The sequence below is a fragment of the Marinomonas epiphytica genome (assembly GCF_054780655.1).
The window spans coordinates 95,221-119,553 of sequence record NZ_BAAGVX010000033.1 but is presented as its reverse complement, the minus strand read 5'-3'; the positions used below and the strand labels follow the sequence as shown (position 1 = coordinate 119,553).

Sequence of the window (24,333 nt, the reverse complement as noted above, 5' to 3'; positions counted from 1 at the left end):
CGATTTAATTAGTATTAGATTGATGTAACTTGCCGACGGCCACGCTTAAATATTGATTTGCTTTAGTTGGCGTTAACTGTGCTAACTCATCGAGTGCGGCCTCTGAAGAGGCCTCATTTGGGTGAGTTAGATTATAATGTTTAGCATGATCTTGAGCCGCTTGTGACACAAGTATGGGCAGAATCACTTCATTTGAAAAATGACATTCCTTATGACGCTGACAATACTGGATAAAGGCGTATAACGCTTCAAAAATCAAACTCTTATACCAGTTAGGGTAAATGTTTGCGGTGAGAGACTCAATTAGTATCGCAAAAGTATCTTCGCCTGGAGTCATGGAGCTGGCGGCAAATTTACAATCTAATGTGGTGTTACTTTGCAAATCACCGAACACAATGGTGTCTGCTTGACTGAGGCATTCCCAGAGCTGTTGCAGCATAGAGTTAGGCAGTTTGGTTAGTAAGCCTTGTTTTGAGCGCCACTCAAACCAATCTATATCATTAAGTTGGCTGTTTTCTTTATCTAAACTGTGGTGATATCGCACATGATTAGCAACATAGTGGAACTCTTCGTTCTTACTGTTAAATTCTTCCTTCAAAGTATCATAGAGTTGGCTTGGTGATATGTTCGCTAAGGTTTCAAATACTGAAGCTTGATTGTTTTCCTCTAGCTTTCGAGCGCACAAGCAAGCTAAGTTGTGAACACGAATGGTGCGAATGCCATTGAAGGACTCAGGGTGAAGTTTGATTAGCGTTCCCACTACAGCAATGACTTCATGAGCAATGACCAAGGATAAAGAGCTCGATGAGGTTTTTAGCAACATGGCTAAAATGTCATCTTGGTGAATGGGGGAGTTTATTGTGACTTCTGTCTCAGGTGTTTCGCCTATGACTAATTGTCTCTGGCGCACGGTGATGTCAGCAATATAGGTAGCTAGGTCCGTAGACGGTTTAATAATTTGCGAAAACAACAACCTTGCTGAGCGCCATTCTTCTTTTAGCAGTGCTTGTATATAAACAGAGTTTAAAACTTTTTGAGCCGTTACGGCAGGAATAGAGCCGGGTACGGTTTGCAATAAGGCTTTTCGATTGGCCAGCTCTAACAGTATATCTAGGGCTTCTTGCGAGCTAGGTTGCTCAAGCAAATGAGCCAGTAGTTGCTCTGTGTCTTGCGCTTCGGTATTTTGGTTTAGACCTTTGTAATCCTTGCCAAGTGGCCAACTGTAGTCGTGATGAGCTGGGTGAATGCCAAGTTCATTTTGCCATCTTGGTTCTATTTTCATGGTCCGGCGGTTACCAGACTTAAATGAATTTTTTGCCGACTGAGGAATGACGCGATACTCATCGAGTTCGCGGTTTTGCAGTTGGCGAATGAACTCAAATAGCTCATCACTGCCTTGCATCGTGCTAATGGCTTCGTCGATGAGCAGTGTGAATACAGCGTTAGCTCGGTAATACCAACCTTCAGCAATGGCCGTTAATTCATTTTCAATATGAGACTTAAATAAAATAGGGTCTATTTTACGGTAGTCTTTGTCTTCATTCTGGATCCAAGACAGGCATAAGTAGTTTTGTTCATTGATGCAAAAAGCCTGTGATGTTGCCAAACTGTTTAGCGCTCGATCTGGTCGTCCGGTCAGAGACAGTGGCTGTGAAGCGCCTAAATGCTGGTAGGTTTTGACCAACTGCTCAGCACTAATGGCTTTAATGGGCGCTATTTCATCCAATGTCTGGCATAAACAACCCGCCGCTTGCAGTCTGTCTTTCACCTGAGTGTTTTGGGCAAGAATAACCATTGAAGTGGTTACCTTATGGGCTTTGTGTTGATTACGATGCAGGCCGAGAGGGTCAAGATCATCTGTTCGAATTAACTCATCGTCTAGCATAGTGCCAACCAAATAGAGGCTTTGAGCCCACACTAAAGGTAAGTTGTCATTGGCGACACGGTCTTGAGAACCTGGCTTTTCTTTTTCAGCTAAAATACTCTCTTGTGGAACGTAGTAGAGTTCAGGCAATAATTTTTGGCCGTCTTTTTCTACCATTAGAGTGTCAAGTTTATGGCGGTAGTAGTTAGCACTCTCCCAGTCTCTGGCAAACAGCCGATCAATATAGAGGTAAGTGAAAAATAAAGGCCACTCAGACTCAATGTGTTCAAAATTAATGAGCTCATCGTATTCATAGTAAATTCGACTTTGGTCCTCTAAGACAGATTGGTGCCCATCTAATAAAAAACGTTTGCAACCATAACGGCCACCTAATTTTGAAATGATTTCTTTACGTGTTTTGTTGGTGAGTTTTTCGTTGTTCACAGCAAAGGCTGGAAAACTGATGATGCTAAGAACAGCAGCATCCACTTCTTTTGATTGAGACTCTTTGGGAAGCAATGATTCTAATACAGAGCCGGCTCTTGCAACAGCGTCAGGGAAAGAGTGAATGACGGCCCATTCAGGGCCATCTTCGCCAAACAAGTTTAAGCCGTCTAAGGCTTCCATGGCGGCTTTTGCCATACCTACTGAACTAGCATTAATTTCGGCCTTACCATTATTGACCTTGTTGCCACGCTCCCAAATACCATAGTCTGGGGTCCGATAGGTGCGGGCAATGTAATAAATGAGATTCTGAATGAAGTTAAACTCTTCTCTAGAGAAAACAATAGAGGTGCCAGCTTTGGTCATTTGGCCTAGCATGAGCAGATAAAAGCTGGTGGCATCAATTTGGAGGTGTCCCCAAGCATCGTCCGCTACCGCTTCAAGGCCAGTTTTTGTGTCGTACTTGGCGTGTAGGGCATCTTTAGGGTCTAAGCTGTATTTGAATTTTTCGACTTTATGAGATTGTCGCATCATGGCAAACAGCAGACCACGCATCATTTTTACGCACGCGTATTCTAATTCATGGCTTCGTTTGTCAGGATTATTTGCGCGTTTGTAGGCAAGGTACAAGGCCCATACTGCTTGAATGCTGTATACATTGTCTCGAACCCAAGCATCCGTGTAGTTACCATGGTTATTAATGCTGGTACTGGCAGGGAATAAGCCAGTCACTGGGTGTTGTCTTGATAAAATAACGGCCTGAATGTGTTTGTAAAGAGTGTCGAGCTTTTCTTGTGTATCAAACGACATGTTGGGTCCTTGGACAATTAACATAGTAAGTTTTGGCGTAGCGTTAAATTGTTTAAGCTACTATAGCCAAAGATTGAGACTAATCAATGATATAGCACTTATCGCGATATTGCTTTCAAGTATCGTGCCTTTTTTGTCATTGCTTGTGTCTGTTCTTGTATCATTTGTTTAAATTGAGATTTTAGAGTGGCTTTATGACAGACAGAAGGCGTTATGGATGGCTTTAATTATCCTTTTTGTGACGGCGTTTATTTCGGCCACATTGTTCCCCTTAGGCTCAGAGGTGGTGTTGCTATATTATGCAGATCAAGGGGAATACGCTGTGGTGACCTTATTATTGGTTGCAAGTGTGGGAAATACTCTAGGGTCTATGCTCAATTGGTACATAGGGCGCTATGCATATCAATTTAGCCAGCGGCGCTGGCGTTGGGTTAATGAGAAAACTTATATAAGAGCCACCAGCTGGTTTTCTAAATATGGCTGGTGGAGTGTCTTTTTTTGTTGGTTGCCTGTTGTTGGGGATGGAATTGCCTTAGTATCAGGAGTGTTGAAAATGCCATTAACCTTATTTTTGCCGATAGTATTTATTGGCAAACTTATCAGGTATGCGGCAGTTTTGTATGCGCAAAACCAAATTATGAATGGATAGAGAAAGTGTCCGATCTTTATAAATAGGGCTTAAGGGTCGAACCTTCTTTAAATTGCTTGCTTAAATAAGCTAAGGAATAATTGATGAGTATGTTAAGACTGGTGTCTATGTTGTCTGCTTCTGCATTGTTAGTGGCTTGTTCAACAGATGGTTCAAATACTTTTATGACTTATGAAAAGCTTCAAGACATGGTGCAAGAGCATGACCAAAAATGGCAGAGTATTCAGCCAAAGTTGGAGCGTCTTGATGAGCTAGAAGCACAACTGGCGCAAATGCAAGGGCAGCCAAACAGTTCTAGCAGTACCAGTTCGTATCCGGCGCCTGCTAACGAAACAGTGATTACACCCGTTGAAACTGTGCCTGTGATTACCCCAGTTGCTAGCACTCCTGTGGCGAGTGCTCCTGTTGTCAGCGAGCCAGTTGCGACAGCAAAAGTGGCTCAAGCCGAACCAATCGCTAAGCCAGCCGCTGCTTCAATATCAACGACAAAACCTTCTGAGCCATCGGGTTACGGTGTACAACTCGCTTCCTATCGCAGTCGTGCAGAAGCCGTAAGAGGATGGCGTGTGATCAGTCAAGAAGCGCCAAGTGATTACGTCGACCTCGCACCGCGAGTGAACACCAAAGAGGTGAATGGTTGGGTTATGCACCAACTTAAAGTCGGCCCTTTTATCAGTAAAGCTTACAGTGTGGACTTTTGTAATATGCTCAAACAACAGCAAAAAGACTGTTTGGTCACCCGTTACGATGGTGAGCTGATTTCAAGCTTTTAGCTCTTCTGTTAGATACCCTAAACCGCGCTTGTACGACTAAAGTGGAATAGTCTAAAAGCGCGGTGCCATTATAGTAGTCTGTATTACGCATCCAAATAACAAGTTTAACAATGGAGCAAGACATGGAACTAATCGATAAATCCTCATTAGAAAATATCGCGAATCAGGCAAATGTGAGTCAGTCTGACTTTGCCAGTCGTTATCAAGAGTCAGTACAAGACCCTGAAGGTTTCTGGGCCAAAGAAGGGCAACGTCTCGATTGGTTTGTGCCTTACAACAAAGTAAAAAATACTTCTTTCGCCCCTGGCAATATAGACATTCGATGGTTCGAGGATGGGGTGCTAAATGTGGCCCATAACTGTATTGACCGTCATCTTGAAAACAATGCCGACAAAATTGCTTATTACTTTGAAGAAGATGAAGAAGGTCAACCAAGCCAATCTATCAGCTATCAAATGTTGCACGATGAAGTCGGCCGCTTAGCGAATGCTCTAAAACAGCAGGGTGTTCAAAAGGGTGATAGAGTCGCGATTTATATGCCGATGATTCCTCAGGCCGTCTACAGTATGTTGGCCTGTGCTCGAATTGGTGCTATCCATACGGTTATTTTTGGTGGTTTTTCTGCTAACGCCATCGCCGACCGACTAAACAATTGTGATGTTAAACTGGTCATCACGGCGGACGAAGGTCGCAGAGCCGGTAATAAAGTGCCTTTGAAAAACAATGTTGATAAAGCCTTAGAAAACAACGCTTGCCCTTCTGTTGAGGCAGTTTTGGTTTATCGATACACGCAAAAAGAGGTTAATTGGGTAGAAGGACGTGACCTTGACTGGTCGGTGTTGGTCAGTGAGCAAAGCACAGTTTGCCCAGCTGAGCCCATGCAAGCAGAAGATCCATTGTTTATTTTGTACACGTCTGGTTCCACTGGTAAACCCAAAGGTGTTGTACACAGCACAGGTGGTTATTTGGTGTATGCAGCTCTGACCCACGAGTTGGTGTTTGACCTTAAAGATGATGATATCTATTGGTGTGCAGCGGATGTGGGCTGGATTACTGGACACAGCTACATGGTTTATGGACCACTCGCTAATGGTGCTACCAGCGTATTGTTTGAAGGGGTGCCAACCTATCCTAACTATGGCCGCATTGGCCGTATTGTCGATAAACATCAGGTGTCTATTTTATACACGGCGCCGACTGCGATTCGTGCCCTAATGTCAAAAAGTGATGAAGCAACTGGAGACAGTGACCGCGAGTCTCTTCGAGTGTTGGGGAGTGTCGGAGAGCCAATTAACCCAGAAGCTTGGTCATGGTATCACAGCAGCCTTGGTAAAGGTCGTTGCCCGATTGTTGATACTTGGTGGCAAACAGAGACTGGCGGTTTAATGATGTCGCCGCGTGTTGTTAATACAGCCCCTAAACCTGGTGCTTGTACTGGCCCTTTGTTTGGCATTCAACCTGCTTTAGTCAATGCGCAAGGGGAAATACAGACAGCACAAGGGGAGCAAGTTGAGGGCGGTCTAGTCATTACGGACTCTTGGCCTGGACAAGCTCGTACGGTATACGGCGATCATGAGCGCTTTGAACAAACTTACTTTAGCACTTTTGAAGGTATGTACTTTACCGGTGATGGTGCTCTTCGTGATGCTGACGGAGATTATTGGATCACAGGCCGAATGGACGATGTTCTAAACGTTTCTGGGCATCGTTTGGGGACTGCAGAAATTGAAAGTGCCCTTGTTGCTCACCCTGCAATAGCAGAAGCGGCCATTGTGGGTTACCCCCATGATATTAAAGGTCAAGGCATTTATGTGTATGTCAGTACCATTTCTGGTGTTGAAGCAAGTGACGATCTTACGAAAGAATTAAAGCAGTTTGTGCGTCAAGAAATCGGTCCGATTGCCACCCCTGACCTCATTCAGTGGGCCAATAGAGGTTTGCCAAAAACCCGTTCAGGTAAAATTATGCGTCGAATTTTGCGCAAAATTGCCGCCAATGAGCATGACTCTTTAGGGGATACCAGTACCTTATCAGACCCAAGTGTGGTTGACGATTTGATCGAGAATCGATTAAATGTATGACCAATATGTCTGATTAAGGAAGACTCGTGATTTCATTGGTTGTAGCAGATGATCACCCTTTGTTTCGCAGCGCACTGGTTGGTGCGCTTGGTACCGAAATTGACGGTCTAAATATCCTGCAAACGTCGGATTTAGATTCGACAATTGAATGTTTAGAGCAGCAGTCCGACCTAGATCTATTGCTGTTGGATTTAAACATGCCAGGCAGTGGTGATCTATACGGCCTGATTCACATTCGTGGTCATTACCCTGATGTGCCTGTAGCGGTAATTTCTGGTAGTGACGATGTGCAGCTGGTGGCGCGAGTCATTCAAGCGGGGGCATTAGGTTTTATTCCCAAAACCAGTGAACCCGCTACTTATGGGGCGGCCATTCATGCCATTCTAGCAGGTGATATTTGGTTACCTGAGGCTCTTTCCGAGCAAGTTAATCGACAGGCTGAAGCCGACCTGTCAATGCAAAAAAGGGTCTCTGAGCTTACCCCTCAGCAATTCAAGGTTTTGTGTTACATGCATGAAGGCTTGTTGAATAAGCAAATTGCTTATCAGTTGGAGATTTCAGAAGCGACAGTAAAGGCTCATGTGACCGCTATTTTCCGTAAATTAGAAATCAATAATCGTACTCAAGCAGTTTTGATCGCCAGTGATTTAAAACTGCAAATATCCCAAGTTTAATCTGTTTATGTCTCATGTAGTGGGAGCCTGATGTCAGTCTGGCGTCTCAGTACAGTCTTTCTTACAACCACAACTCGGTACTGGATCGACTCCTCCTTCATGCCACGGATGACACTTTGATAGACGCTTTAGCCCTAAGTAGGTGCCTTTTAAAATGCCAAATCGCTCTATGGCTTGAATCATGTAAGATGAGCAAGTTGGGTAGAAGCGGCAGTTGTTTCCAAGCAAGGGGCTGATCAGAAACTGGTAGGCTTTTACAAGTTTAATAACACACGCTTTGATCATATTGCTTGCAGTGGTAGGAATTGTGTTTAATAAAAGGCGAATATAAAATGTATAAATAAAAAGGAATTTGATATCGTAAGGAAATTCCTATTTAGATGTAAATATTATGCCAGATACCCATTTAAATTTAGAAGCTTCTCACTTGGTCGCTTATCAAGGTGAGCCCGGAGCATACTCTCATCTCGCTTGTAAACATAGCTTTCCCAATCTTAAGAGCGTCAACTGTGCCACGTTTGTAGAGGCTCTGCAAATGGTTGAGAAAGGAGAGGCGGTTTACGCCATGATTCCGGTAGAAAACTCAACAGCCGGACGAGTTGAAGAAATTTACCGAGAATTAAAGCGTACACCTCTATACGTAGTAAAAGAGCACTTTGAGCCTGTTAATCATTGTTTAATGGCTCACAGTGGTGTTTCTATTGAGCAGATTACACGGGTTGGCAGCCATCCCCAAGCCTTGGCCCAATGTGATGCTAATATAAAAGCGTTGGGAGCAAAAAACGTTGCCATGTATGACACGGCTGGTGCAGCCAAGCTTTTAGCCGAACAAGGTGAAGAGGGCTTAGGGGTTATTTCATCTGAACTCGCTGCTCAACTTTATGGGTTAGAGATTTTACAAAGTAATTTTAATGACCATCAGGGCAATACCACTCGCTTCTTAGTTTTCTCTAAGCAGCAAAAAATGCCAGTTTATGAAAAGAATCAAACTTACATTACTTCTTTTATGTTTCGCGTTCGTAATATTCCATCGGCACTTTACAAAGCCATGGGAGGCTTCGCTACCCAGGGAATTAACATGTTGAAGCTGGAAAGTTACATGCTAGATGGCAACTTTACTGCAAGCCAGTTCTATGTTGACGTTGAAGCCCATTTTCAATCCCCTAAAATGCAAGCTGCGTTAGAGGAGTTAGGTTTTTTCTCGGAAGATGTACGGATTCTGGGTACCTATATTGCTAACGATCACAGAGTAAAATAACCCTATGTATAAGAAGTTCATAAGCTTGTCTTGCTCCTTATTAAGTATGGGGGCTTTTGCACAAGATAACATTCCACTATTCGATACACCTTCACTGTTGGAGTTGGAAGCAAGTGGCTTGTCATTGGATATGGATATGGTCGTTACGCCTTCTCAGCTACCACAACCCAGGTCGGATGTATCCTCCAGTTTATCCGTCTTAGATGGCGAGTTTATACAGCGTTCAAATATGCGTTATGTGGAAGACCTAATGCAGTTTGTGCCTGGTTTCACCGTGGCTCCGTATCACAGTTCAAGTACTAAAATCGTGTCTTATCATGGTACTCAAGTAGATCAGTACCGACGCATTCAGGTCTTGATAAACGGTCGTTCTGTGTACAGTGCAGGGTTGGCGAGGGTGCAATGGGCTGCCTTGCCAATCAGTATTGAAGATGTGGCTCGAGTGGAAGTTAACAGAGGGCCAAATGCCGCCAGTTATGGCATTAACTCCTTTTTCGCGGTCATTAATATTATTACCAAGTCCCCACTGGAGTCCTTGGGAGGGCAGCTAACGGCTTACTCTGCTGCTAATGGAGATTCACGAGTTTATGGCCAATATAGCGGCCTAAATGGAAAATGGAGTTATCGGGCTTCTGCATCTCGTGGCAAAATCGATGGTTACGATGTTAACCAAGATTTTGAAGAACGACATGATGGCTACCGCAACCGTATGGGGAATCTCTATGTATTGCGGGAAACGTCGGACAGTTTGTTTAATCTAGATCTTGGTGCTAGCCATTTAGAAAGTGACAAAGACCCGCAAGATTACGGTAGTGGAAACTATGATACCAATAAGCCTGTTGAGATCGTTGACCGTGAGCATATTAAGCTAAGTTACAGTAAAAAGGTTTCTGCGGATCATGAGCTAAAAGTGCAATATTATTATGACCGTTCCGACTCCGATGAGCGCCATGCTGTCAATTTGACGCCTTTATTTTATCGTGGCGTGTTCGGGGAAGTGTCTGCTGTAGATATACACTCTGCTTACACAGTCGATATATTGGAAGAGCGCAGTGACTTCTCAATGCAAAGTATCTGGTCAGCAACAGATCAGTTACGAGTCATTACCAGCACAGGTTATCGAGTCGATAAAGCCCAATCAGAAACCTATTTATCTGGGGAGGCGCAAGACTCTGTGTCGCACCTGTCTAGTAATGTAGAGTACCGACTATCGCCCAAGTGGGTGATCAACACAGGGGCGATGGTAGAAGACAGTAAAATGACGGATACTTTTTTCTCCCCTAAATTCGGTGTGACTTTTAAAGCCAGCGAGCACGATTCCTTGCGCTTTAATGTCTCTAAAGCGGTACGAACCCCTGATATAGTGGATCAAAACTTCAAATGGCATTATGTGCTTGAAGATGGCTCTACTTCGGTGACCACTCATGCAGTCAATGGGGAGCAAGAGGAACGGATTACCTCATACGAGGTGGGCTATTACAAACGCTGGCCTAGGGCAGGTGCGTCTATGGATTTACGACTCTACCATGATGATGTAGAGGGTCTTATGGTAAGCCGCAAACAATTTGTCGTGCCTACTGATCTGAGCTTAGCAGATCACGCAGTTACCGAAGGAGAAACTGAAGATATTCGTATTCGAGGGGCAGAGCTTGAGCTGGATTGGCGATCTAGGTCTGGAGCCCTGACGCGTTTTAGCTATGCCTACCAAAGAACAGACTCAGATAACCGCTCTATTCAAGAATACACCACACCGATTATTGTTTCTTTGTTAAGTAGTGTACCTATCAATGACAACTGGTCAGTGCAGGGCTATTATCTTTATGCAAAAGAGTTATCAGGAAGAGACTATGAGTTAGTGAATTCTTGGTTGTCGTATAAACTGCCTTTGTCTGGGCTTTATAAAGCTCAATTAGGTGGTGGCATAGAGAAACGTTTGGATAATAACCCCTTACTATCTGCTCGCAACACACTAACAGACGACAGCTATGGATATGTCTTTGCAAATATAACCTTCTAAGTGGATTGAAGAGAGCAGTGAAAAGGATTTTTTGCATTTTATGTTTTCTCATGCCTTTATTGGTAAGGGCTGAGATATATCTGGTGCATGACACAGAAGAAAGTTCTGCCCGTGTCTTGGCATTAGAGATATCAAAGCGATTGACACTGCGCGAAAAAGTCACCTCTGTACGCCAATCCCTAATGTTTTCAAACCTTCATCGGGTCAATTCTGATGATCTCATTATTACATTAGGGCAGGAAAGTCTTCATACTTTGTGCCGGTTGCAACCTAGAGCCGCGGTGATTGGTTTTTTGGTAGGGGAGTATGAGTATCAGGCTATTCAGTCTGAGTGTCTGTGGCTCAGCTCAGCGGTTTTCTCAGGTGCTCCTTTTAAACAGTATTTACCTCTATTGAAGCAGATCTGGCTAGACCAAAGGCCAATTACACTGTTATATAGTGACGGCCTTGCCATTGACCCTGAGGTCATGGAAAAGCAGGCCAGTGAATTTGGCTTACAGTTTCAGTTTATGCGAAGTGGTACTGGACGTGTGGCGGTGCTTAAAGCAGTGAATCAGGCGACAGAAAATTCTAAACTACTACTGTCATTTATCGATACCAAGTTGTACCAAGGTGGCGTAGCACAAGATGTGTTGAGGCTACTATTTAATAAGCGCCATTTAATGGTAGGACCTTCACTGCCTTTTGTGAAAGCTGGCGCTTTGTTTTCGATTTATACGAATATGGACTCTAAATTAAGTCTATTAGCACAAATGACTGATCGCTGGCTCGCCGAGAAAAGCTTAGCGAGTCCTGCTTACCCATCGCCAATGCGAGTCAACTTTAACCCTTATCTGATTAAAGCTTATGGCATTGTGCTACCCACTCAAAATTACATAAAAGATAACTTTGGCCTGTGTTCAGAAGACAGCTGCTTTGAGTAAGTTTAGGCTTGTTATCCTACTTTTTATGACTGCAGAAAGCGTTTTACTAAGCTGGTAAAGGGTAATGGCTTCTCTGCATGTAGCCAGTGGCCTGTATCAGGAATCATCTTAAAACTGACTTTTTTGAAAATGGCATTAATAGCAGTTTGGTAGTCAGCGATGATGTAGTCTGAGAGTTCGCCCTTTATAAACAGGGTTGGGGTATCAATAATGCCATCGATAGGAGGTCGCTTCAGTATGGTTTGGTAGCTGTCGGCGATATTGGCTCTCGACATAGTCAACTGTAGACCCTGTTCAGACCTTTCTAAATTGGTGAGCAAAAACTGCCTTACACCTTTAATGTCTACGTATTGGCTTAACACATCGTCTGCTTGTTTACGTGACGTCAGCTGAGTGTCTTCCAAGGCTTTTAGGCCAGCAAAAATACTCGTATGGCTGGCAGGGTAATCAACGGGGGCGATGTCCGCCACAATCAGTTTTTTTATGCGTTCAGGGGCTAAATAGGCCATTTGCATGGAGACTTTGCCGCCCATAGAGTGGCCGAGTAAGTAAAACTCCTTAATACCTTGTTGTGCGCTCCAATTTAATACCGATTGGGCCATTTTAGGATAGTCAGCGTCTTCCATGGCTGCGGAGCGACCATGATTCGGAAGGTCTATACAGTGGACAGTAAATTGCTCCGCGAGCTTTTGCGCGATGGAATGCCAATTATTCGCATTACCAAATAATCCGTGAATTACAATTAATTGCGGTTCTAGGGAACCATATTGCTTTGCGTGTATCATATATACCTTATGAACTGGCGTTGAGCCCTAATTGTAACAAGACGAGCGTTAATCCGCAGTCAAGATTAAGAGAAGTCCAAACCATGCTGGATAGATTTTTTATTAAACATCTGAAATCGCCCTTAGCGCAGTTGGCGCAAAAGATTGATCATCAGGGAATTAAAGCGAATCAGATTACGCTTGTCGGTTTCTTGTTGGGTAGTTTATCAATCCCAGCCCTAAGTGTTAACTGGTATGAGTTAGCCTTTGTACTGATTTTAGCAAACCGCTTAATGGATGGCTTGGATGGAGCTGTTGCTCGGGTTCAAGGGCCAACTGATTTGGGCGGTTATTTGGACATTACACTGGATTTTATTTTTTATTCTGGGGTGATTTTTGGCTTTGCTCTAGCTGACCCTGAGCACAATGCTCTGGCTGCGAGCTTTTTGATTCTCTCTTTCATGGGGACAGGAAGTAGCTTTCTCGCCTTTGCGATTATGGCTGAAAAACGTAATATCGAACGCCTCGATTATGGCAAAAAATCGTTATACTTTATTGGTGGGCTAGCAGAAGGTACGGAAACCATTGTCTTTTTGCTGTTGATTTGTGTGATGCCTGAGCATTTTGTCGCACTGGCCTATGGATTTGGTGTAATTTGCTGGATTACCACCATTACACGTATTTACGCAGCCTATAGAACACTAAGTTAACCTGTGAGCTCTTGCAGTGCTAATCGAAAACTAATCGAAAAAGGCGATTTCAATGTCACTTTTGACGATGGCACAACAGGCCAATAAATAGCCGCTTTGAACCCAAGCAAGGGGCTCAAAAGGGTAGCTTACCTGTCCCCACAAGAGCTTAATAGAGCATGATGAGCAGTAGCCTTCACGGCATTGGTATTCAACATGAATCCCTGCTCGTTCCAATTGTACGAGCAAGGGTTCATCTTCTGTGACCAGAATTTCTTTTTTACCCAGTTTTACCCTGTGTAAGATTTTATCTTCTGGTGGTGTCATGATTAGATATCGAAATCGTCAAAATCTGACTCGTCAAGGTCGTTATCAATCTGGCCAACAAGATAAGAGCTGATTTCAGCTTCTTGAGGGGCTACTTGAACGTTATCACTGACAAGCCAAGCGTTAATCCAAGGAATAGGGTTATGTTTGGTTTCGAAATGAGGCTCTAAGCCAACGGCTTGCATACGAACATTGGTAATGTATTCAACATACTGGCCCAGAATCTGGGCATTTAAACCGATCATGGAGCCGTCTTTAAAGAGGTAATCCGCCCATTCTTTCTCTTGTTCTGCTGCTTCAATAAAGATGTTACACATTTCCTCTTTACACTCAGCAGCAATTTGAGCCATTTCAGGGTCGTCTTTACCAGATGCCATTAGGTTAAGCATGTGTTGCGTGCCTGTAAGGTGTAACGCTTCATCACGAGCTATTAGCTTAATGATCTTGGCATTGCCTTCCATTAGAGTACGTTCTGCAAAACCAAAGCTGCATGCAAAACTCACATAGAAACGAATGGCTTCCAGTACGTTTACTGAGGCCACGGTTAAATACAGTGCCTTTTTTAACGCAGGCATGGAAATTTCCACATCGCCTTTGCCTGGTATATTAAAAGTACCCATTCCCATGGTGTTATAAAGGTTTACCATTTCAATTAAGCGGTCATAGTAAACGGATACACTGTCAGCACGTTTGGTGATCTCTTCATTGGTGACTATGTCATCAAAGATTTTAGTTGGATCGTTCACAATATTACGAATAATGTGGGTGTAAGAACGACTATGAATGGTTTCACTAAAAGACCAAGTCTCAATCCAAGTTTCTAGCTCTGGCAAAGAAACAATGGGTAAAAGAGCCACGTTTGGTGAACGGCCTTGTACACTGTCTAACAGGGTTTGGTATTTAAGGTTAGACAAAAAAATGTGCTGTTCATGGGCTTCAAGACGTAAGAAGTCTTTACGGTCGGTTGAAAGGTCCACTTCTTCTGGGCGCCAGAAGAAAGACAACTGTTTTTCAATAAGTTTCTCGAAGATCGGGTGTTTTTGTTGATCATAGCGAGCAACGTTTACGTTTTCCCCGAAGAACATAGGTTCTTTCGTACTATCAAAATGTTTTCGATTGAAAGTCGAGTAACTCATTAGGTAGTGTTTTCCTTTCTATTTAGGCAAATTAGCCTAAGGTTAAAATGTTGTAGCTGATAGGTTAAACAGACTAAAGCCCCACATAGTGAGGCTTTGTTATTGCTTATCCGACTTTAGATCTTACAAGCGCCGCCTGCACAGTCGTCCATATCTTCTTGTTTGTCTTCTGCCCCATCACGAGTGTTGTGGTAATACAGAGTTTTAACACCCAGTTTGTAAGCAGTAAGAAGGTCTTTCAAAATCACCTTCATAGGCACTTTTTGTGATTCGAATTTTTGTGGATCGTAGTTTGTATTAGCAGAGATAGCTTGGTCAACAAACTTTTGCATAATACCTACCAATTGTAGGTAACCATCGTTAGATGGAATGCTCCATAGTAATTCGTATTGTTCTTTCAGGCGTTCAAACTCTGGAACAACCTGTTTTAAAATGCCGTCTTTACTGGCTTTTACTGATACAAAACCACGTGGTGGCTCAATGCCGTTCGTTGCATTACTGATCTGTGAAGAGGTTTCAGATGGCATCAATGCTGTCAGTGTTGAGTTACGTAATCCATGTTCTTTAATCTCGCTACGCAGGCTTTCCCAGTCGTAGAAGAGTTCAGGAGAACAAACGGCATCGACCTCTTTTTTGTAGCTATCGATTGGTAAAATGCCTTGAGCGTAAGTTGTTTCATTAAACGCTAAACAAGGACCAAACTCTTTAGACAGTTTGTTGGACGCTTTCAATAGGAAGTATTGAATGGCTTCGAATGTTTTATGCGTCAATTCATTCGCACTGCCATCGGAGTAACGTACGCCATTCTTGGCAAGGTAGTAAGCATAGTTGATCACACCTACACCCAGAGTACGGCGCAACTCAGTAGAGCGTTGTGCTGCAGGGATTGGGTAGTTTTGATAATCTAACAGTGCATCAAGAGCACGAACGATTAGTTCAGAAAGCTCTTCTAACTCACTGAGGTCTTCAATGGCCCCCAAGTTGAATGCCGACAAGGTACAAAGAGCAATCTCACCTTCAGGATCGTCAATACGATTAAGTGGTTTGGTCGGCAGTGCAATCTCTAAACACAGATTACTTTGTTTAACCGGTGCTAGGGACGGGTTAAATGGACTGTGAGTATTACAATGGTCCACGTTCTGCAAGTAAATACGGCCTGTGCTAGCGCGTTCTGAAGCGAATAAGGTAAACAACTCTGATGCCTTAATGCTTTGTTTGCGAATGCTCTCATCTCGCTCGTACATGGTGTAGAGACGATCAAATTCTTCTTGGTCAGCAAAGAAAGCATCGTATAAACCGGGTACATCAGAAGGGCTAAACAGTGTGATGTTACCGCCTTTAATAAGACGTTGGTACATTAGGCGGTTAAATTGCACCCCATAGTCTAGGTGGCGTACACGGTTTTCTTCAACACCACGGTTGTTTTTAAGAACCAATAGGCTTTCAACTTCCAAGTGCCAAATCGGGTAAAAGACCGTCGCTGCACCACCTCGAACACCGCCCTGAGAACAGCTTTTTACAGCGGTTTGGAAATGTTTATAGAACGGGATACAACCGGTATGGAAAGCTTCACCACCACGAATAGGGCTGCCGAGTGCACGAATAGCTCCTGCATTGACACCGATACCAGCTCGTTGGCTAACATACTTAACGATAGCGCTGGAGGTTGCATTGATAGAATCCAGTGAGTCACCACATTCAATCAGTACACAACTACTGAACTGGCGAGTTGGGGTACGGATGCCAGACATAATAGGTGTTGGTAGAGACAGCTTAAATTGTGAAACGGCATCATAAAAGCGTTTAATCAGGTCAAGGCGAGTTGCTTTATCATAATTTGCAAACAAGCATGCTGCTACCAAAATGTAGATAAACTGAGGGCTTTCATAGATATCACCAGTCACACGGTTCTGAACTAGGTACTTGCCTTCAAGTTGTTTAACCGCAGCATAAGAGAAATTCATATCACGAGAGTGGTCAAGGAAACCATTCATAGTGTCGAAATCTTGGGCACTGTAATCTTTTAATAGGTGCTCATCGTAACGTCCTTGAGCCACTAGATTCTCAACATGCTTTTGCAAATGCGGAGGCTCAAAATCGCCAAAGGCTTTTTTGCGTAGATGGAAAATGGCTAAGCGTGCAGCTAGATATTGGTAATCTGGTGTTTGCTCAGAAATCAAATCCGCAGCAGACTTAATCAGAGTCTCATGAATGTCTGTGGTTCGAATGCCTTCGAAGAACTGAATTTGCGCTTTTAATTCAACCTGAGAAACCGAAACATTTTCTAAGCCTTCTGCGGCCCATGTCACGACTTTATGGATTTTTTCTAGGTTGATTTTTTCGGTCTTCCCATTTCGTTTGGTCACTGTAATAGTGCTCATGCATTAACTTCCCATCAGTGCAATGTGTAAAAGAGGTAGCTACTGTATCTAGTGTGTAGGTCTCAATCTACATACTAGATGTAGTAATAATTCGTAAGATGTGACGAACAATAGTTCTCATTAAAAGGAAAATCAAGACTTGAAATTATGTCTATTTTGCGAATTAGATAGAGGCCTAAGTGGTTACTTACCTTTCTTGCCTTATGACTCTTAAACTTGGTGCTTGGCAATATTAAAAATAATTATTTTGGGATTTTTTTTATATTTATTTAGAGTAAAAACGAGTGCACAAAAAGCAATCAGCTAAGCCAGTTAAGAAGCATTTTTGCCCCAGCAACGAGCGTAAATAAGAAGACCTGATGAGTCAGGTAAATGGGTAAAGCGTGGCGACCTAAAAGAGCCAAAAAATCACTAAGCAGATGTTGGGGGAGGGCGATCCGGTGTAAGCCTAGGTAACCTAAAAGTGGACCAATTAATGCTACCCCAAGCCAGGGGAATGGAAAAACAATATCAAGAGTGCGTCTAGGCAGGGGGAGGTATTCGCTAATCAGATTAAAGGCATTAGGAAAGTGCAGAAGCTCTGTATGTTGGTAGAGCATAACGACCCCTGCGCCAATAAAACTCGCACCAATAGGGAAACGACAGAATGGCTTCACCAGAATAGAAGCCAGTAAAATAAAGTGGAGGATACCGAAATAAATCCATTGATCAGGGAAGGCAAAATAAGTCACCAAAGAAATGGCGGCAGCGCAAACCAAAAGCTTACCCTCTCTCAACCAATGTCGCTTATTAGAGGCAAGATTTTTAGTGCTTTGGGTAGCGAGAAAAGCGGACCAGCCAATTGCTGTAATGAAGATCAGTAAAATAAGGCGTCGAAAATTTACCCAAAAAGGGTCATACAAGTTATATTCAACAAAGCCAAAATTGCGCAAATCCCAGCACAAATGAAAAGCAATCATGAGCAATACAGCAAGCCCTCGGTAGGCGTCTAAAAGCTGGCTGCGTTTATGAGTGGAAACAGACATGAATTAGGTCAATTAATGAAGTTACAGCCATCATACCGATACTCAAAATTTCACTCAAGTGAGCAAGACTGGCTTACTTACCTAAAACGCACATTGTCCTGGCAGCAAGAAGAATTGCTCATGTTTGGCAAGAAAGTAGCTGTTCCTAGGAAAGTCGCTTTTGTGGCCCAAAAAGGCTTAGGATACCGTTACAGTGGTAAGGATCACTGGGGCGTCGGATGGCCTGATGAATTACGGGTGCTTAAAGATCAAGCAGAGGCTTTAGCTGGTCAAGAGTTTAATAGTGTATTGCTCAATTGGTATCAAAATGGGGAAGACTACATGGGCTGGCACGCCGATAACGAAAGAGTGTTAGGTCCAGCGCCACAAGTTGCTATGTTGAGTTTGGGAGTAAGTCGGGATTTTGTGTTTCGCTTGAAAAAGAACCCCAAGATAAAACATAGCCTATTGTTAGAAGGGGGCTCTTGGTTAGTGATGGAAGCCTCAACCCAAGTGCTTTGGGAACACAGCTTGCCGGTTCGTAAACGCGTTATGCAGGAGCGAATAAGCCTAACCTTTCGCCTCCTGCTAACGGATTGAGCCTTAGGGCGCTTTACGGCTTCGCTGCCAACTGCCTGCTTGCTGCTCAAAACACAAACGGTCATGTAAACGACTTGGACGACCTTGCCAAAATTCTATGTAGTTAGGTTTTAGAACATAGCCACCCCAGTTGTCGGGGCAGGGCACGGCAGTGTCTGCAAAGCGTGTTTCCTCTGCCTGGAAGGCGCTCTGAAGGGCTTCTCTATTGTCCACTTGCTGGCTCTGTTTAGACGCTCTGGCGGCAAGCTGGCTCCCTCTTGGGCGGCTAGCAAAGTAGGTTTCAGAAACTTCCTTAGTCGTTTTTTCAATCTGTCCTTCAATCCTTACCTGGCGTGATAGTGCAGGCCAAAAAAACGTTAAGCAGGCTTTATTGTTGAGTGATAATTGTTGGCCTTTGTCACTGTTATAATTAGTAAAGAAAGAAAAGCCGCTGTGATCTCTTTGTTTTAGAAGTACAATACGAGCATGGGGCTGCAGGGACTCATCAACGGTACTGAGCATCATGGCGGTAGGGTCATCGGGACACAGCTCAATGGCTTTTTCTAACCATTGATCAAATAATGCCAATGGGTCTGAACCCACTTGCTCTTCTAGTAAGTCTTCAAATTGGTAATCACGTCGAATAGAGTGAAGGTCACGGTTCATAATCAAATCCGATAAGTAGTCAGCGTCATCGCTTTAGAAATATGGGTCATTAATGTCATGACAGATTGTGGGAAAACCAGCCCTCCTGATTGTAAGGCGGCGGCTTTGTGTTCTGCCTCGTCAATATTCATTTGGGTTAGCACTGCTTTGCTTTTTAAGTCCTGGGAAGGTAAAGCGACCAAATGTTTTTCTAGGTGTAAACACACTTGATCTTCCGTTGCTGCTACAAAACCTAGGCTTAATTTATCACTTATTAAGCCGGCTCCTGCACCAATAACAAAAGAAGCACCATAGAAAAACGGATTGAGAATACTGGTTTTACTGCCGAGGTCGTAGAGCCTTTGTTCGCACCATACTAGGTGGTCAATTTCCTCTTCAGCTGCATGTTCCATTTCTTCGCGTACTGTTTCGAGCTTGGCTGTGGTTGCTTGGCCAGCGTATAAGGCTTGGGCGCACACTTCGCCAGTATGATTGATACGCATAAGTCCAGCCGCATGGCGCTCTTGCTGGGCTGTCATGGCTTCGTTAGTAACAGATTCAGCAGGCGAGATTCGATGTGCTTGAGCCGCTTTAGGTACTAGGGTTTGTAGAGCGCGATCGAGTTGAAGTATGCCTTTGTCGATAAAAGATAGCATGTTTGCTCCTTTAGCCTGGGGGCCAGGTCATGGAACGGCCACCTAATACGTGCATATGAATGTGATAAACGGTTTGACCGCCGTCTTCGTTGCAGTTCATGGTGACACGGTAACCCGCATCGCTGATGCCTTTTTGTTTCGCTACTTTAGCAGCCACAATTGGCAGTTTGCCTACCACTGGCGCGTCTTCTTCAGTTAAATCGTTTAGGGTGCTGATATGACGTTTAGGGATCACCAAAAAATGTGTCGGTGCTTGCGGCATGATGTCTTCAAATGCAATGACATCATCGTCTTCATAAAGTACAGTGGCTGGGATTTCACCCTGCACGAGTTTGCAAAATATACAGTCCATAAGGCCTCCTTTTGATTATATTATTCAGTGCATTCCATTGAGTATCAAGGGATGATTTGTTGTAAAGATTTGACCCTAGACAAATAAACACGTTTTAACTTGTCGCCACGATCAATCAGTTTCTCAATTCGTGGGTTAAGTTTGCTGTCAAGCTCGCTATACTTAATTAAGGCATCATAACCAAGTAGTTTGGCATAATCGTGTGAAATTTTAATGTTATCAGTAATTAAAATACATTGGTCGCCCAGTTGCATATGGGGGCGCACTCTTTGTTGCGTAATATGAGGTATTTGCCCGCCGTTATCAAAGATAATCACAATAGTGCCGTGAGAGCGTTGGTCGGTTTGGCTCAAATAACCGATTAGCTCAGCTAAACTTGTATATTGAATAATGTCCCTTTGTTGTTTTTGTAAGAGAGTTAACGCCTTTTGAAGATCCTCATCCTCTTGCCCTAAGAGAAGCAGATTGAAGGGGGTTTGTGGACGATTAAGAGGGGCTGGTTTATGTCTATGGATGTTAACGGGTAGTTGAGCTTGAATGATACGCTTTCCATTAGACATGCGGGGTTCAATTTTTCCCCTTAAAAAGTGAGTGATTAAGCGTAAATAACTCATGCCTAGGTCATTCTTACCTTTGTCGTCAAAGGCTTTGCTGTGTACAGGTGAAAAAATCATAGATAAGGTCACCTTGCCCGTATTGTCAGCGACGACGAGCTGTATATTTATGGTAAGAGTTTGTTCTGTGAGTAGCCTCAATTCTAGTATGGCCACTTTTAGGAAGTGCTCAATGACTTTTGCATGGCTAAGGATTTCCACGTTTTCAATATCATGGGAATGGATTTCTACTTGAGTGTTATCTTGGTCTAATTTTTGAAAATTCGTCTGTGCCCGTTCAATGATCTGGTCAAGTTGGGCTGTTTGCTCAAGTTCATCTAAGCTGCCGTGTTGAAAAGCATTAATTTGGTCGACACGGGAAATTAGGCTTTTAATATTCTCAGTAGCAACCTGACCCATTGCAATCATATGCTTTTTTTCACTTTCGGCCTTTTTTTCTTTTAATCCAGAAAGGCTGTTTTCAAGAACCAAAATATGACGCCGTACGCGACTCGCTAAGTCTGTAAGTACTCCATGAGTTCGGGTTTTTAAGTAATCCTGACTGTGTAATAGGTTTGGCTGGTTTGAGCTTTGTCGTGCTAATACAGCAATAAAATAAATCAGTGCTTCAATAATGCAGGTGGCTGTTAGTCCCCAATAGTAAATAAAGTGATTCGGTAAAACCCCGTAGGCAGTAGTTAGCCAACTAAAGTGGCCAATTAAGATAATGAGTCGGGTGATTAAGTAATAATGGCAGTAGGGTAAATTCTTTAGGACAGCAACCACAGCATGAACGGCTAAAAACAGCATAGTACTGAAAGTCGTAATCGATAGAATTTTGATGTTCAGTGATTCAGGCGTTAAGGCAAAGCCAAAGGCCAGCATCATTAACATAATTCCCCACCAATGAAAGAGTTTATCTAACAAGGGGAAGGAGTCTCTGGTATTAATGAAGTAGCGAGCAAAAAATACAATAGAACTCGCAGCAGCTAAGCAAGAAAAGTTGTAAATGGATTCTTGTATGCCTGCAAAAATAGGTAAAAACTGTGCTAGTAGTCCATGAAATGACAGGTGAAGTAGTGCTACCGCGAGAATCAGTGTGCCATAAGCAAAATACATGGGGTGCTTGCTTTTGATGAAGAGAAACACATTAGTGAGTAGTAAAATAAACAACACACCAATCAAGAGGCCAGAGACAATATAGTTATTGTGTTGATCTTTATCTGCTAAAGGTAGGGTTTTAAAAGAAATGCTGGTATTTATGGGTAATTGAGACGCCATTTTAATATATACGGTATGTATTACCGGAGTAGCATTCGGCATCAAGAATTGATAGTAAGGCTGTTGTGTAAACTGGGCAGTTAAATAGGGGGACTGGCGTAACTCCCGTATCTTTTGGTTGCCATATACCGCTGGTAAATACACCTCTAAATGCCTTAAACGTAAGGCGTTTATTTCTAGCAAAACGGGAACATCATAGGTTGTTCGAATGGCCAAGTCAGAGCGTAGCCATATGTTCCCCTGTGGTATGCCGAACTGTAAAAAATCATGGCTTAGAGGACGAAATTGATGGTTGTATTTATCTGACTGGATGTCTTCTAGGGATAATTGGCCGCTGTTATCAAGAAAGTAGTCGCCACTCTGACCAATGTTAAAAGCGTTGTGCTCATCGTCAATAATCGCAATCTTATTTGCAGCAAAGCTTAAGTTGGAGAGGCAGAGTAAAAAGAGTAAAATTAAACGTGATAACAAAGTGCTAGTCCGATCATGGTAAGACAAGGTTATCATTATTAACTAGATAGGGGACAGAATGCTATATCCAATTTTAGTAGAGTATTATCTTTACTTTGGAATCTTATTATTGGCGATTACTTGGTTGGCACGTAAAAGGAAACCTGAATTACGCTTAAACCTGCTATATGGCTATGGCATGCTCATCGCAATAGGCTTTTTATTGTCCTTAGATTGGATGGGAGGTGTCATTTTTGGTTTATTAGTGCTGGAAGCTGGTCGGGTATTCAAGGCATGGCTCGATAAGAAAGAAAAGCAACTTAAATCATAACAAGCACGCCAGCTTAATGTGGCTGGCGCACTTCTTTTAAGCTACCGCTATACAGTAAAAATACTGGCTTTTTCTTGATATTCCTTGGTCACATTATCTATTTTATGGGTGTTTTTTATTAGTACCTGCATCTGATTCGCAATGCCTTCAATTTCCTCTGCATTTTTGCTCACTTGTTCGCTGATGGATTGCATAACGATGTTTTGCTCAGCGGTATTTTCAGCAACGACTTTACTGTGCTGAGAAAGACTGTCTACGTCATTGGAGCGCTCTTCTAAGCTCTGAGAAATACTCAGCACAGATTGCACGTTTGCGTTGGTGCGGTTCTTACTTGCTTCCATGGATTTAACGGTAGTTCCAACACTGATATTAAGTTTTTCCAGTACCCGTTCAATCTCATCTGTTGTATCTCCAGACCGTTGGGCAAGCGCGCGTACTTCATCGGCCACCACAGCAAAGCCTCGGCCTGTTTCACCAGCCCTGGCTGCTTCTATCGCAGCATTTAAGGCTAATAAGTTTGTTTGCTCGGAAATACTGCGGATGGCCTGTAAAAGTTGATTAATTGAGTCAACATCTCCCCTTAGAGTTTGCAATGAGTCCGCGGCCTGAGCTGTGTCTTGAGTGAGTAGTTCCATGTCTTGCATGATGCTTAAAGAAACACCTTTGTCTTTCACTGTGTTGTCATGTAAGTGCTCGGCAATCAGAGCAGATTGCTCACTGCTATCGCTCACGGACTTCATAGATTGAGACATTTCTTCAGTCGCTGCTGCAGTTTCTAAGGAGAAGCTTTTACTTGATTGAACATTTAGGCCTGTCTCATGGCTGACTGCTTTAATTTCGTCGCTGGATTGGCCTAATTGTTGAGCGATTAGTTGGAAATCAGTAAATAACTCAGATAAGCGTTCTAATAGGTTATTTAACGATTGCTCAGCATGGGAAGTTGGTTTTTCAATGCGAATAGATAAATTGTTGTTGTCAGATATCTCTTCAATGGCGTTAGCAATATTGGTATTGGCTTTAGATTGAGCGGTCATCAAGTTGGCCATGAAACACAGCAAAACGGCTTCTGAAGCAGCGAAAACGCAATGTACGATCATTATGTTCATGCTGTGGTGGCCTGAAAAGACTTTGATCGGCATGTCCCCTAAATGCACACCTGCCATTTGCACGTACATAAAGCCGATATGGTAAGCCGCTGTAGTCAACAAGGCCGCTAAAATAGGCTGCCATGTTTGATAAATCAAAAAAAGCACCATTGAAGCAAAAATATGAAAGTGCATTTCCACAAGCCCTAGCTGACTTTGAATCAATAGGCTGGAAGCTATCATCATTAAAATACCAGCAAGGATAGAAAAAGTGCGAGTACCTTTAAATAGGCTGTAGCAGGCTTGCACACACGTAATGAAAATCAGTGAGCTTACTAGGGTGAATTGAAAAAGAGCTTCACCGACAGAACCACTAAGCAAAAGGATAGGAGCTTGAATCAGTAAAGCTCGATAGACGAAAAGGTCGGTCTTAAGGGAATGAGTAGAACTTGACATTAGATATCCTTATAAAGCGGGGAAGCTGATAAGGGCGAAGAGTAACACGACTGATTGTTGTAGAACTGTATAATTTTTGTAATCAAATGAGTGAGGCTTGTGAGGCTTTAG

Annotated in this window: 22 protein-coding genes; 10 read left to right on the top strand and 12 right to left on the bottom strand. The window is 43.1% G+C overall.

Features of this window, described 5'->3' with window-relative positions; all coding sequences use genetic code 11:
* Positions 1–4 precede the first annotated feature (4 nt).
* On the bottom strand, positions 5–3,118 hold the full coding sequence (locus tag ACYVGZ_RS10820; RefSeq protein ID WP_460755198.1) for a glycoside hydrolase family 15 protein: 3,114 nt from the start codon (positions 3,116–3,118) through the stop codon (positions 5–7).
* 217 nt (positions 3,119–3,335) lie between these two features.
* Here ACYVGZ_RS10820 and ACYVGZ_RS10815 point away from each other — a divergent pair, with 217 nt between their 5' ends.
* The 4 genes from ACYVGZ_RS10815 to ACYVGZ_RS10800 all read left to right on the top strand — a co-directional run bounded on the left by ACYVGZ_RS10815 (position 3,336) and on the right by ACYVGZ_RS10800 (position 7,295).
* Positions 3,336–3,767, top strand: a complete 432-nt coding sequence (locus tag ACYVGZ_RS10815) for a YqaA family protein (RefSeq protein ID WP_460755195.1) — start codon at positions 3,336–3,338, stop codon at positions 3,765–3,767.
* Positions 3,768–3,850: 83 nt separating this feature from the next.
* Complete coding sequence (locus ACYVGZ_RS10810) at positions 3,851–4,540, top strand: SPOR domain-containing protein (protein WP_460755193.1); 690 nt, start codon at positions 3,851–3,853, stop codon at positions 4,538–4,540.
* 122 nt (positions 4,541–4,662) lie between these two features.
* The gene (acs, locus tag ACYVGZ_RS10805; protein ID WP_460755190.1) at positions 4,663–6,621 is read left to right on the top strand and encodes an acetate--CoA ligase; all 1,959 of its coding nucleotides are present in this window, start codon (positions 4,663–4,665) and stop codon (positions 6,619–6,621) included.
* 26 nt (positions 6,622–6,647) lie between these two features.
* Positions 6,648–7,295, top strand: a complete 648-nt coding sequence (locus tag ACYVGZ_RS10800; RefSeq protein ID WP_460755187.1) for a LuxR C-terminal-related transcriptional regulator — start codon at positions 6,648–6,650, stop codon at positions 7,293–7,295.
* Between the two features lie 33 nt (positions 7,296–7,328).
* Here ACYVGZ_RS10800 and yidD read toward each other — a convergent pair whose 3' ends face one another.
* Positions 7,329–7,580, bottom strand: coding sequence for a membrane protein insertion efficiency factor YidD (yidD, locus tag ACYVGZ_RS10795; protein WP_460755184.1), 252 nt, complete (start codon positions 7,578–7,580; stop codon positions 7,329–7,331).
* Between the two features lie 106 nt (positions 7,581–7,686).
* On the opposite strand from yidD, the gene ACYVGZ_RS10790 reads away from it, so the two are divergent.
* From ACYVGZ_RS10790 to ACYVGZ_RS10780, 3 genes are read left to right on the top strand one after another with little or no spacing between them, the layout of a single operon-like run.
* Positions 7,687–8,553 carry a prephenate dehydratase gene (locus ACYVGZ_RS10790; protein ID WP_460755181.1) on the top strand — a complete coding sequence of 289 codons (867 nt, stop codon included), beginning with the start codon at positions 7,687–7,689 and terminating at the stop codon, positions 8,551–8,553.
* Positions 8,554–8,557: 4 nt separating this feature from the next.
* Positions 8,558–10,570 (top strand): TonB-dependent receptor plug domain-containing protein, encoded by a 2,013-nt coding sequence (locus tag ACYVGZ_RS10785; protein WP_460755178.1) that lies wholly within the window; start codon positions 8,558–8,560, stop codon positions 10,568–10,570.
* A gap of 50 nt (positions 10,571–10,620) precedes the next feature.
* A complete protein-coding gene (locus ACYVGZ_RS10780; protein WP_460755175.1) occupies positions 10,621–11,493 on the top strand; it encodes a hypothetical protein in 873 nt (290 codons plus the stop codon).
* Between the two features lie 23 nt (positions 11,494–11,516).
* Here ACYVGZ_RS10780 and ACYVGZ_RS10775 read toward each other — a convergent pair whose 3' ends face one another.
* On the bottom strand, positions 11,517–12,278 hold the full coding sequence (locus tag ACYVGZ_RS10775) for an alpha/beta fold hydrolase (RefSeq protein ID WP_460755173.1): 762 nt from the start codon (positions 12,276–12,278) through the stop codon (positions 11,517–11,519).
* An 83-nt stretch (positions 12,279–12,361) separates the two neighbouring features.
* Here ACYVGZ_RS10775 and ACYVGZ_RS10770 point away from each other — a divergent pair, with 83 nt between their 5' ends.
* Positions 12,362–12,967, top strand: coding sequence for a CDP-alcohol phosphatidyltransferase family protein (locus tag ACYVGZ_RS10770; protein WP_460755171.1), 606 nt, complete (start codon positions 12,362–12,364; stop codon positions 12,965–12,967).
* Positions 12,968–12,997: 30 nt separating this feature from the next.
* On the opposite strand, the gene yfaE is transcribed toward ACYVGZ_RS10770, so the two are convergent.
* The 4 genes from yfaE to ACYVGZ_RS10750 form a co-directional block, all read right to left on the bottom strand.
* The gene (gene yfaE, locus ACYVGZ_RS10765) at positions 12,998–13,273 is read right to left on the bottom strand and encodes a class I ribonucleotide reductase maintenance protein YfaE (RefSeq protein WP_460755168.1); all 276 of its coding nucleotides are present in this window, start codon (positions 13,271–13,273) and stop codon (positions 12,998–13,000) included.
* Between the two features lie 2 nt (positions 13,274–13,275).
* Complete coding sequence (gene nrdB, locus ACYVGZ_RS10760) at positions 13,276–14,409, bottom strand: class Ia ribonucleoside-diphosphate reductase subunit beta (RefSeq protein ID WP_460755166.1); 1,134 nt, start codon at positions 14,407–14,409, stop codon at positions 13,276–13,278.
* Between the two features lie 116 nt (positions 14,410–14,525).
* Positions 14,526–16,790 carry a class 1a ribonucleoside-diphosphate reductase subunit alpha gene (gene nrdA / locus ACYVGZ_RS10755; protein WP_460755163.1) on the bottom strand — a complete coding sequence of 755 codons (2,265 nt, stop codon included), beginning with the start codon at positions 16,788–16,790 and terminating at the stop codon, positions 14,526–14,528.
* A 299-nt stretch (positions 16,791–17,089) separates the two neighbouring features.
* Positions 17,090–17,815 (bottom strand): heparan-alpha-glucosaminide N-acetyltransferase, encoded by a 726-nt coding sequence (locus ACYVGZ_RS10750; protein WP_460755161.1) that lies wholly within the window; start codon positions 17,813–17,815, stop codon positions 17,090–17,092.
* A 15-nt stretch (positions 17,816–17,830) separates the two neighbouring features.
* Between ACYVGZ_RS10750 and ACYVGZ_RS10745 the strand changes: the two genes are divergently transcribed.
* On the top strand, positions 17,831–18,394 hold the full coding sequence (locus ACYVGZ_RS10745) for an alpha-ketoglutarate-dependent dioxygenase AlkB family protein (RefSeq protein ID WP_460755158.1): 564 nt from the start codon (positions 17,831–17,833) through the stop codon (positions 18,392–18,394).
* A gap of 3 nt (positions 18,395–18,397) precedes the next feature.
* Here ACYVGZ_RS10745 and pdxH read toward each other — a convergent pair whose 3' ends face one another.
* Genes pdxH through ACYVGZ_RS10725 form a run of 4 tightly spaced genes read right to left on the bottom strand, consistent with a single transcriptional unit; the run spans position 18,398 to position 22,407 of the window.
* The gene (gene pdxH, locus ACYVGZ_RS10740; protein WP_460755155.1) at positions 18,398–19,039 is read right to left on the bottom strand and encodes a pyridoxamine 5'-phosphate oxidase; all 642 of its coding nucleotides are present in this window, start codon (positions 19,037–19,039) and stop codon (positions 18,398–18,400) included.
* Between the two features lie 2 nt (positions 19,040–19,041).
* The gene (gene coq7, locus ACYVGZ_RS10735; RefSeq protein WP_460755152.1) at positions 19,042–19,674 is read right to left on the bottom strand and encodes a 2-polyprenyl-3-methyl-6-methoxy-1,4-benzoquinone monooxygenase; all 633 of its coding nucleotides are present in this window, start codon (positions 19,672–19,674) and stop codon (positions 19,042–19,044) included.
* 10 nt (positions 19,675–19,684) lie between these two features.
* A complete protein-coding gene (locus ACYVGZ_RS10730; RefSeq protein WP_460755149.1) occupies positions 19,685–20,026 on the bottom strand; it encodes a histidine triad nucleotide-binding protein in 342 nt (113 codons plus the stop codon).
* Positions 20,027–20,070: 44 nt separating this feature from the next.
* Positions 20,071–22,407, bottom strand: a complete 2,337-nt coding sequence (locus ACYVGZ_RS10725) for a 7TMR-DISM family protein (RefSeq protein WP_460755146.1) — start codon at positions 22,405–22,407, stop codon at positions 20,071–20,073.
* 22 nt (positions 22,408–22,429) lie between these two features.
* On the opposite strand from ACYVGZ_RS10725, the gene ACYVGZ_RS10720 reads away from it, so the two are divergent.
* Positions 22,430–22,681, top strand: coding sequence for a hypothetical protein (locus ACYVGZ_RS10720; protein WP_460755143.1), 252 nt, complete (start codon positions 22,430–22,432; stop codon positions 22,679–22,681).
* Between the two features lie 47 nt (positions 22,682–22,728).
* Here the strand turns inward: ACYVGZ_RS10720 and ACYVGZ_RS10715 are convergent, their stop codons facing one another.
* A complete protein-coding gene (locus ACYVGZ_RS10715) occupies positions 22,729–24,222 on the bottom strand; it encodes a methyl-accepting chemotaxis protein (protein ID WP_460755140.1) in 1,494 nt (497 codons plus the stop codon).
* Positions 24,223–24,333: the final 111 nt, after the last annotated feature.

Excerpts from the sequence above, each read along its gene's own strand:
- pdxH (WP_460755155.1), bottom strand. The coding sequence starts at position 19,039 with ATGAACCGTGACCTTCACTCTATTCGACGTGATTACCAATTTGAAGAC.
- ACYVGZ_RS10790 (WP_460755181.1), top strand. The coding sequence starts at position 7,687 with ATGCCAGATACCCATTTAAATTTAGAAGCTTCTCACTTGGTCGCTTAT.
- ACYVGZ_RS10770 (WP_460755171.1), top strand. The coding sequence starts at position 12,362 with ATGCTGGATAGATTTTTTATTAAACATCTGAAATCGCCCTTAGCGCAG.
- ACYVGZ_RS10725 (WP_460755146.1), bottom strand. The coding sequence starts at position 22,407 with ATGATAACCTTGTCTTACCATGATCGGACTAGCACTTTGTTATCACGT.
- ACYVGZ_RS10785 (WP_460755178.1), top strand. The coding sequence starts at position 8,558 with ATGTATAAGAAGTTCATAAGCTTGTCTTGCTCCTTATTAAGTATGGGG.
- ACYVGZ_RS10775 (WP_460755173.1), bottom strand. The coding sequence starts at position 12,278 with ATGATACACGCAAAGCAATATGGTTCCCTAGAACCGCAATTAATTGTA.
- ACYVGZ_RS10750 (WP_460755161.1), bottom strand. The coding sequence starts at position 17,815 with ATGTCTGTTTCCACTCATAAACGCAGCCAGCTTTTAGACGCCTACCGA.
- ACYVGZ_RS10745 (WP_460755158.1), top strand. The coding sequence starts at position 17,831 with ATGAAGTTACAGCCATCATACCGATACTCAAAATTTCACTCAAGTGAG.
- ACYVGZ_RS10780 (WP_460755175.1), top strand. The coding sequence starts at position 10,621 with ATGCCTTTATTGGTAAGGGCTGAGATATATCTGGTGCATGACACAGAA.
- ACYVGZ_RS10715 (WP_460755140.1), bottom strand. The coding sequence starts at position 24,222 with ATGTCAAGTTCTACTCATTCCCTTAAGACCGACCTTTTCGTCTATCGA.
- ACYVGZ_RS10730 (WP_460755149.1), bottom strand. The coding sequence starts at position 20,026 with ATGGACTGTATATTTTGCAAACTCGTGCAGGGTGAAATCCCAGCCACT.
- nrdB (WP_460755166.1), bottom strand. The coding sequence starts at position 14,409 with ATGAGTTACTCGACTTTCAATCGAAAACATTTTGATAGTACGAAAGAA.
- yidD (WP_460755184.1), bottom strand. The coding sequence starts at position 7,580 with ATGATCAAAGCGTGTGTTATTAAACTTGTAAAAGCCTACCAGTTTCTG.
- ACYVGZ_RS10820 (WP_460755198.1), bottom strand. The coding sequence starts at position 3,118 with ATGTCGTTTGATACACAAGAAAAGCTCGACACTCTTTACAAACACATT.
- ACYVGZ_RS10720 (WP_460755143.1), top strand. The coding sequence starts at position 22,430 with ATGCTATATCCAATTTTAGTAGAGTATTATCTTTACTTTGGAATCTTA.
- ACYVGZ_RS10815 (WP_460755195.1), top strand. The coding sequence starts at position 3,336 with ATGGCTTTAATTATCCTTTTTGTGACGGCGTTTATTTCGGCCACATTG.
- coq7 (WP_460755152.1), bottom strand. The coding sequence starts at position 19,674 with ATGCTATCTTTTATCGACAAAGGCATACTTCAACTCGATCGCGCTCTA.
- ACYVGZ_RS10810 (WP_460755193.1), top strand. The coding sequence starts at position 3,851 with ATGAGTATGTTAAGACTGGTGTCTATGTTGTCTGCTTCTGCATTGTTA.
- nrdA (WP_460755163.1), bottom strand. The coding sequence starts at position 16,790 with ATGAGCACTATTACAGTGACCAAACGAAATGGGAAGACCGAAAAAATC.
- yfaE (WP_460755168.1), bottom strand. The coding sequence starts at position 13,273 with ATGACACCACCAGAAGATAAAATCTTACACAGGGTAAAACTGGGTAAA.
- acs (WP_460755190.1), top strand. The coding sequence starts at position 4,663 with ATGGAACTAATCGATAAATCCTCATTAGAAAATATCGCGAATCAGGCA.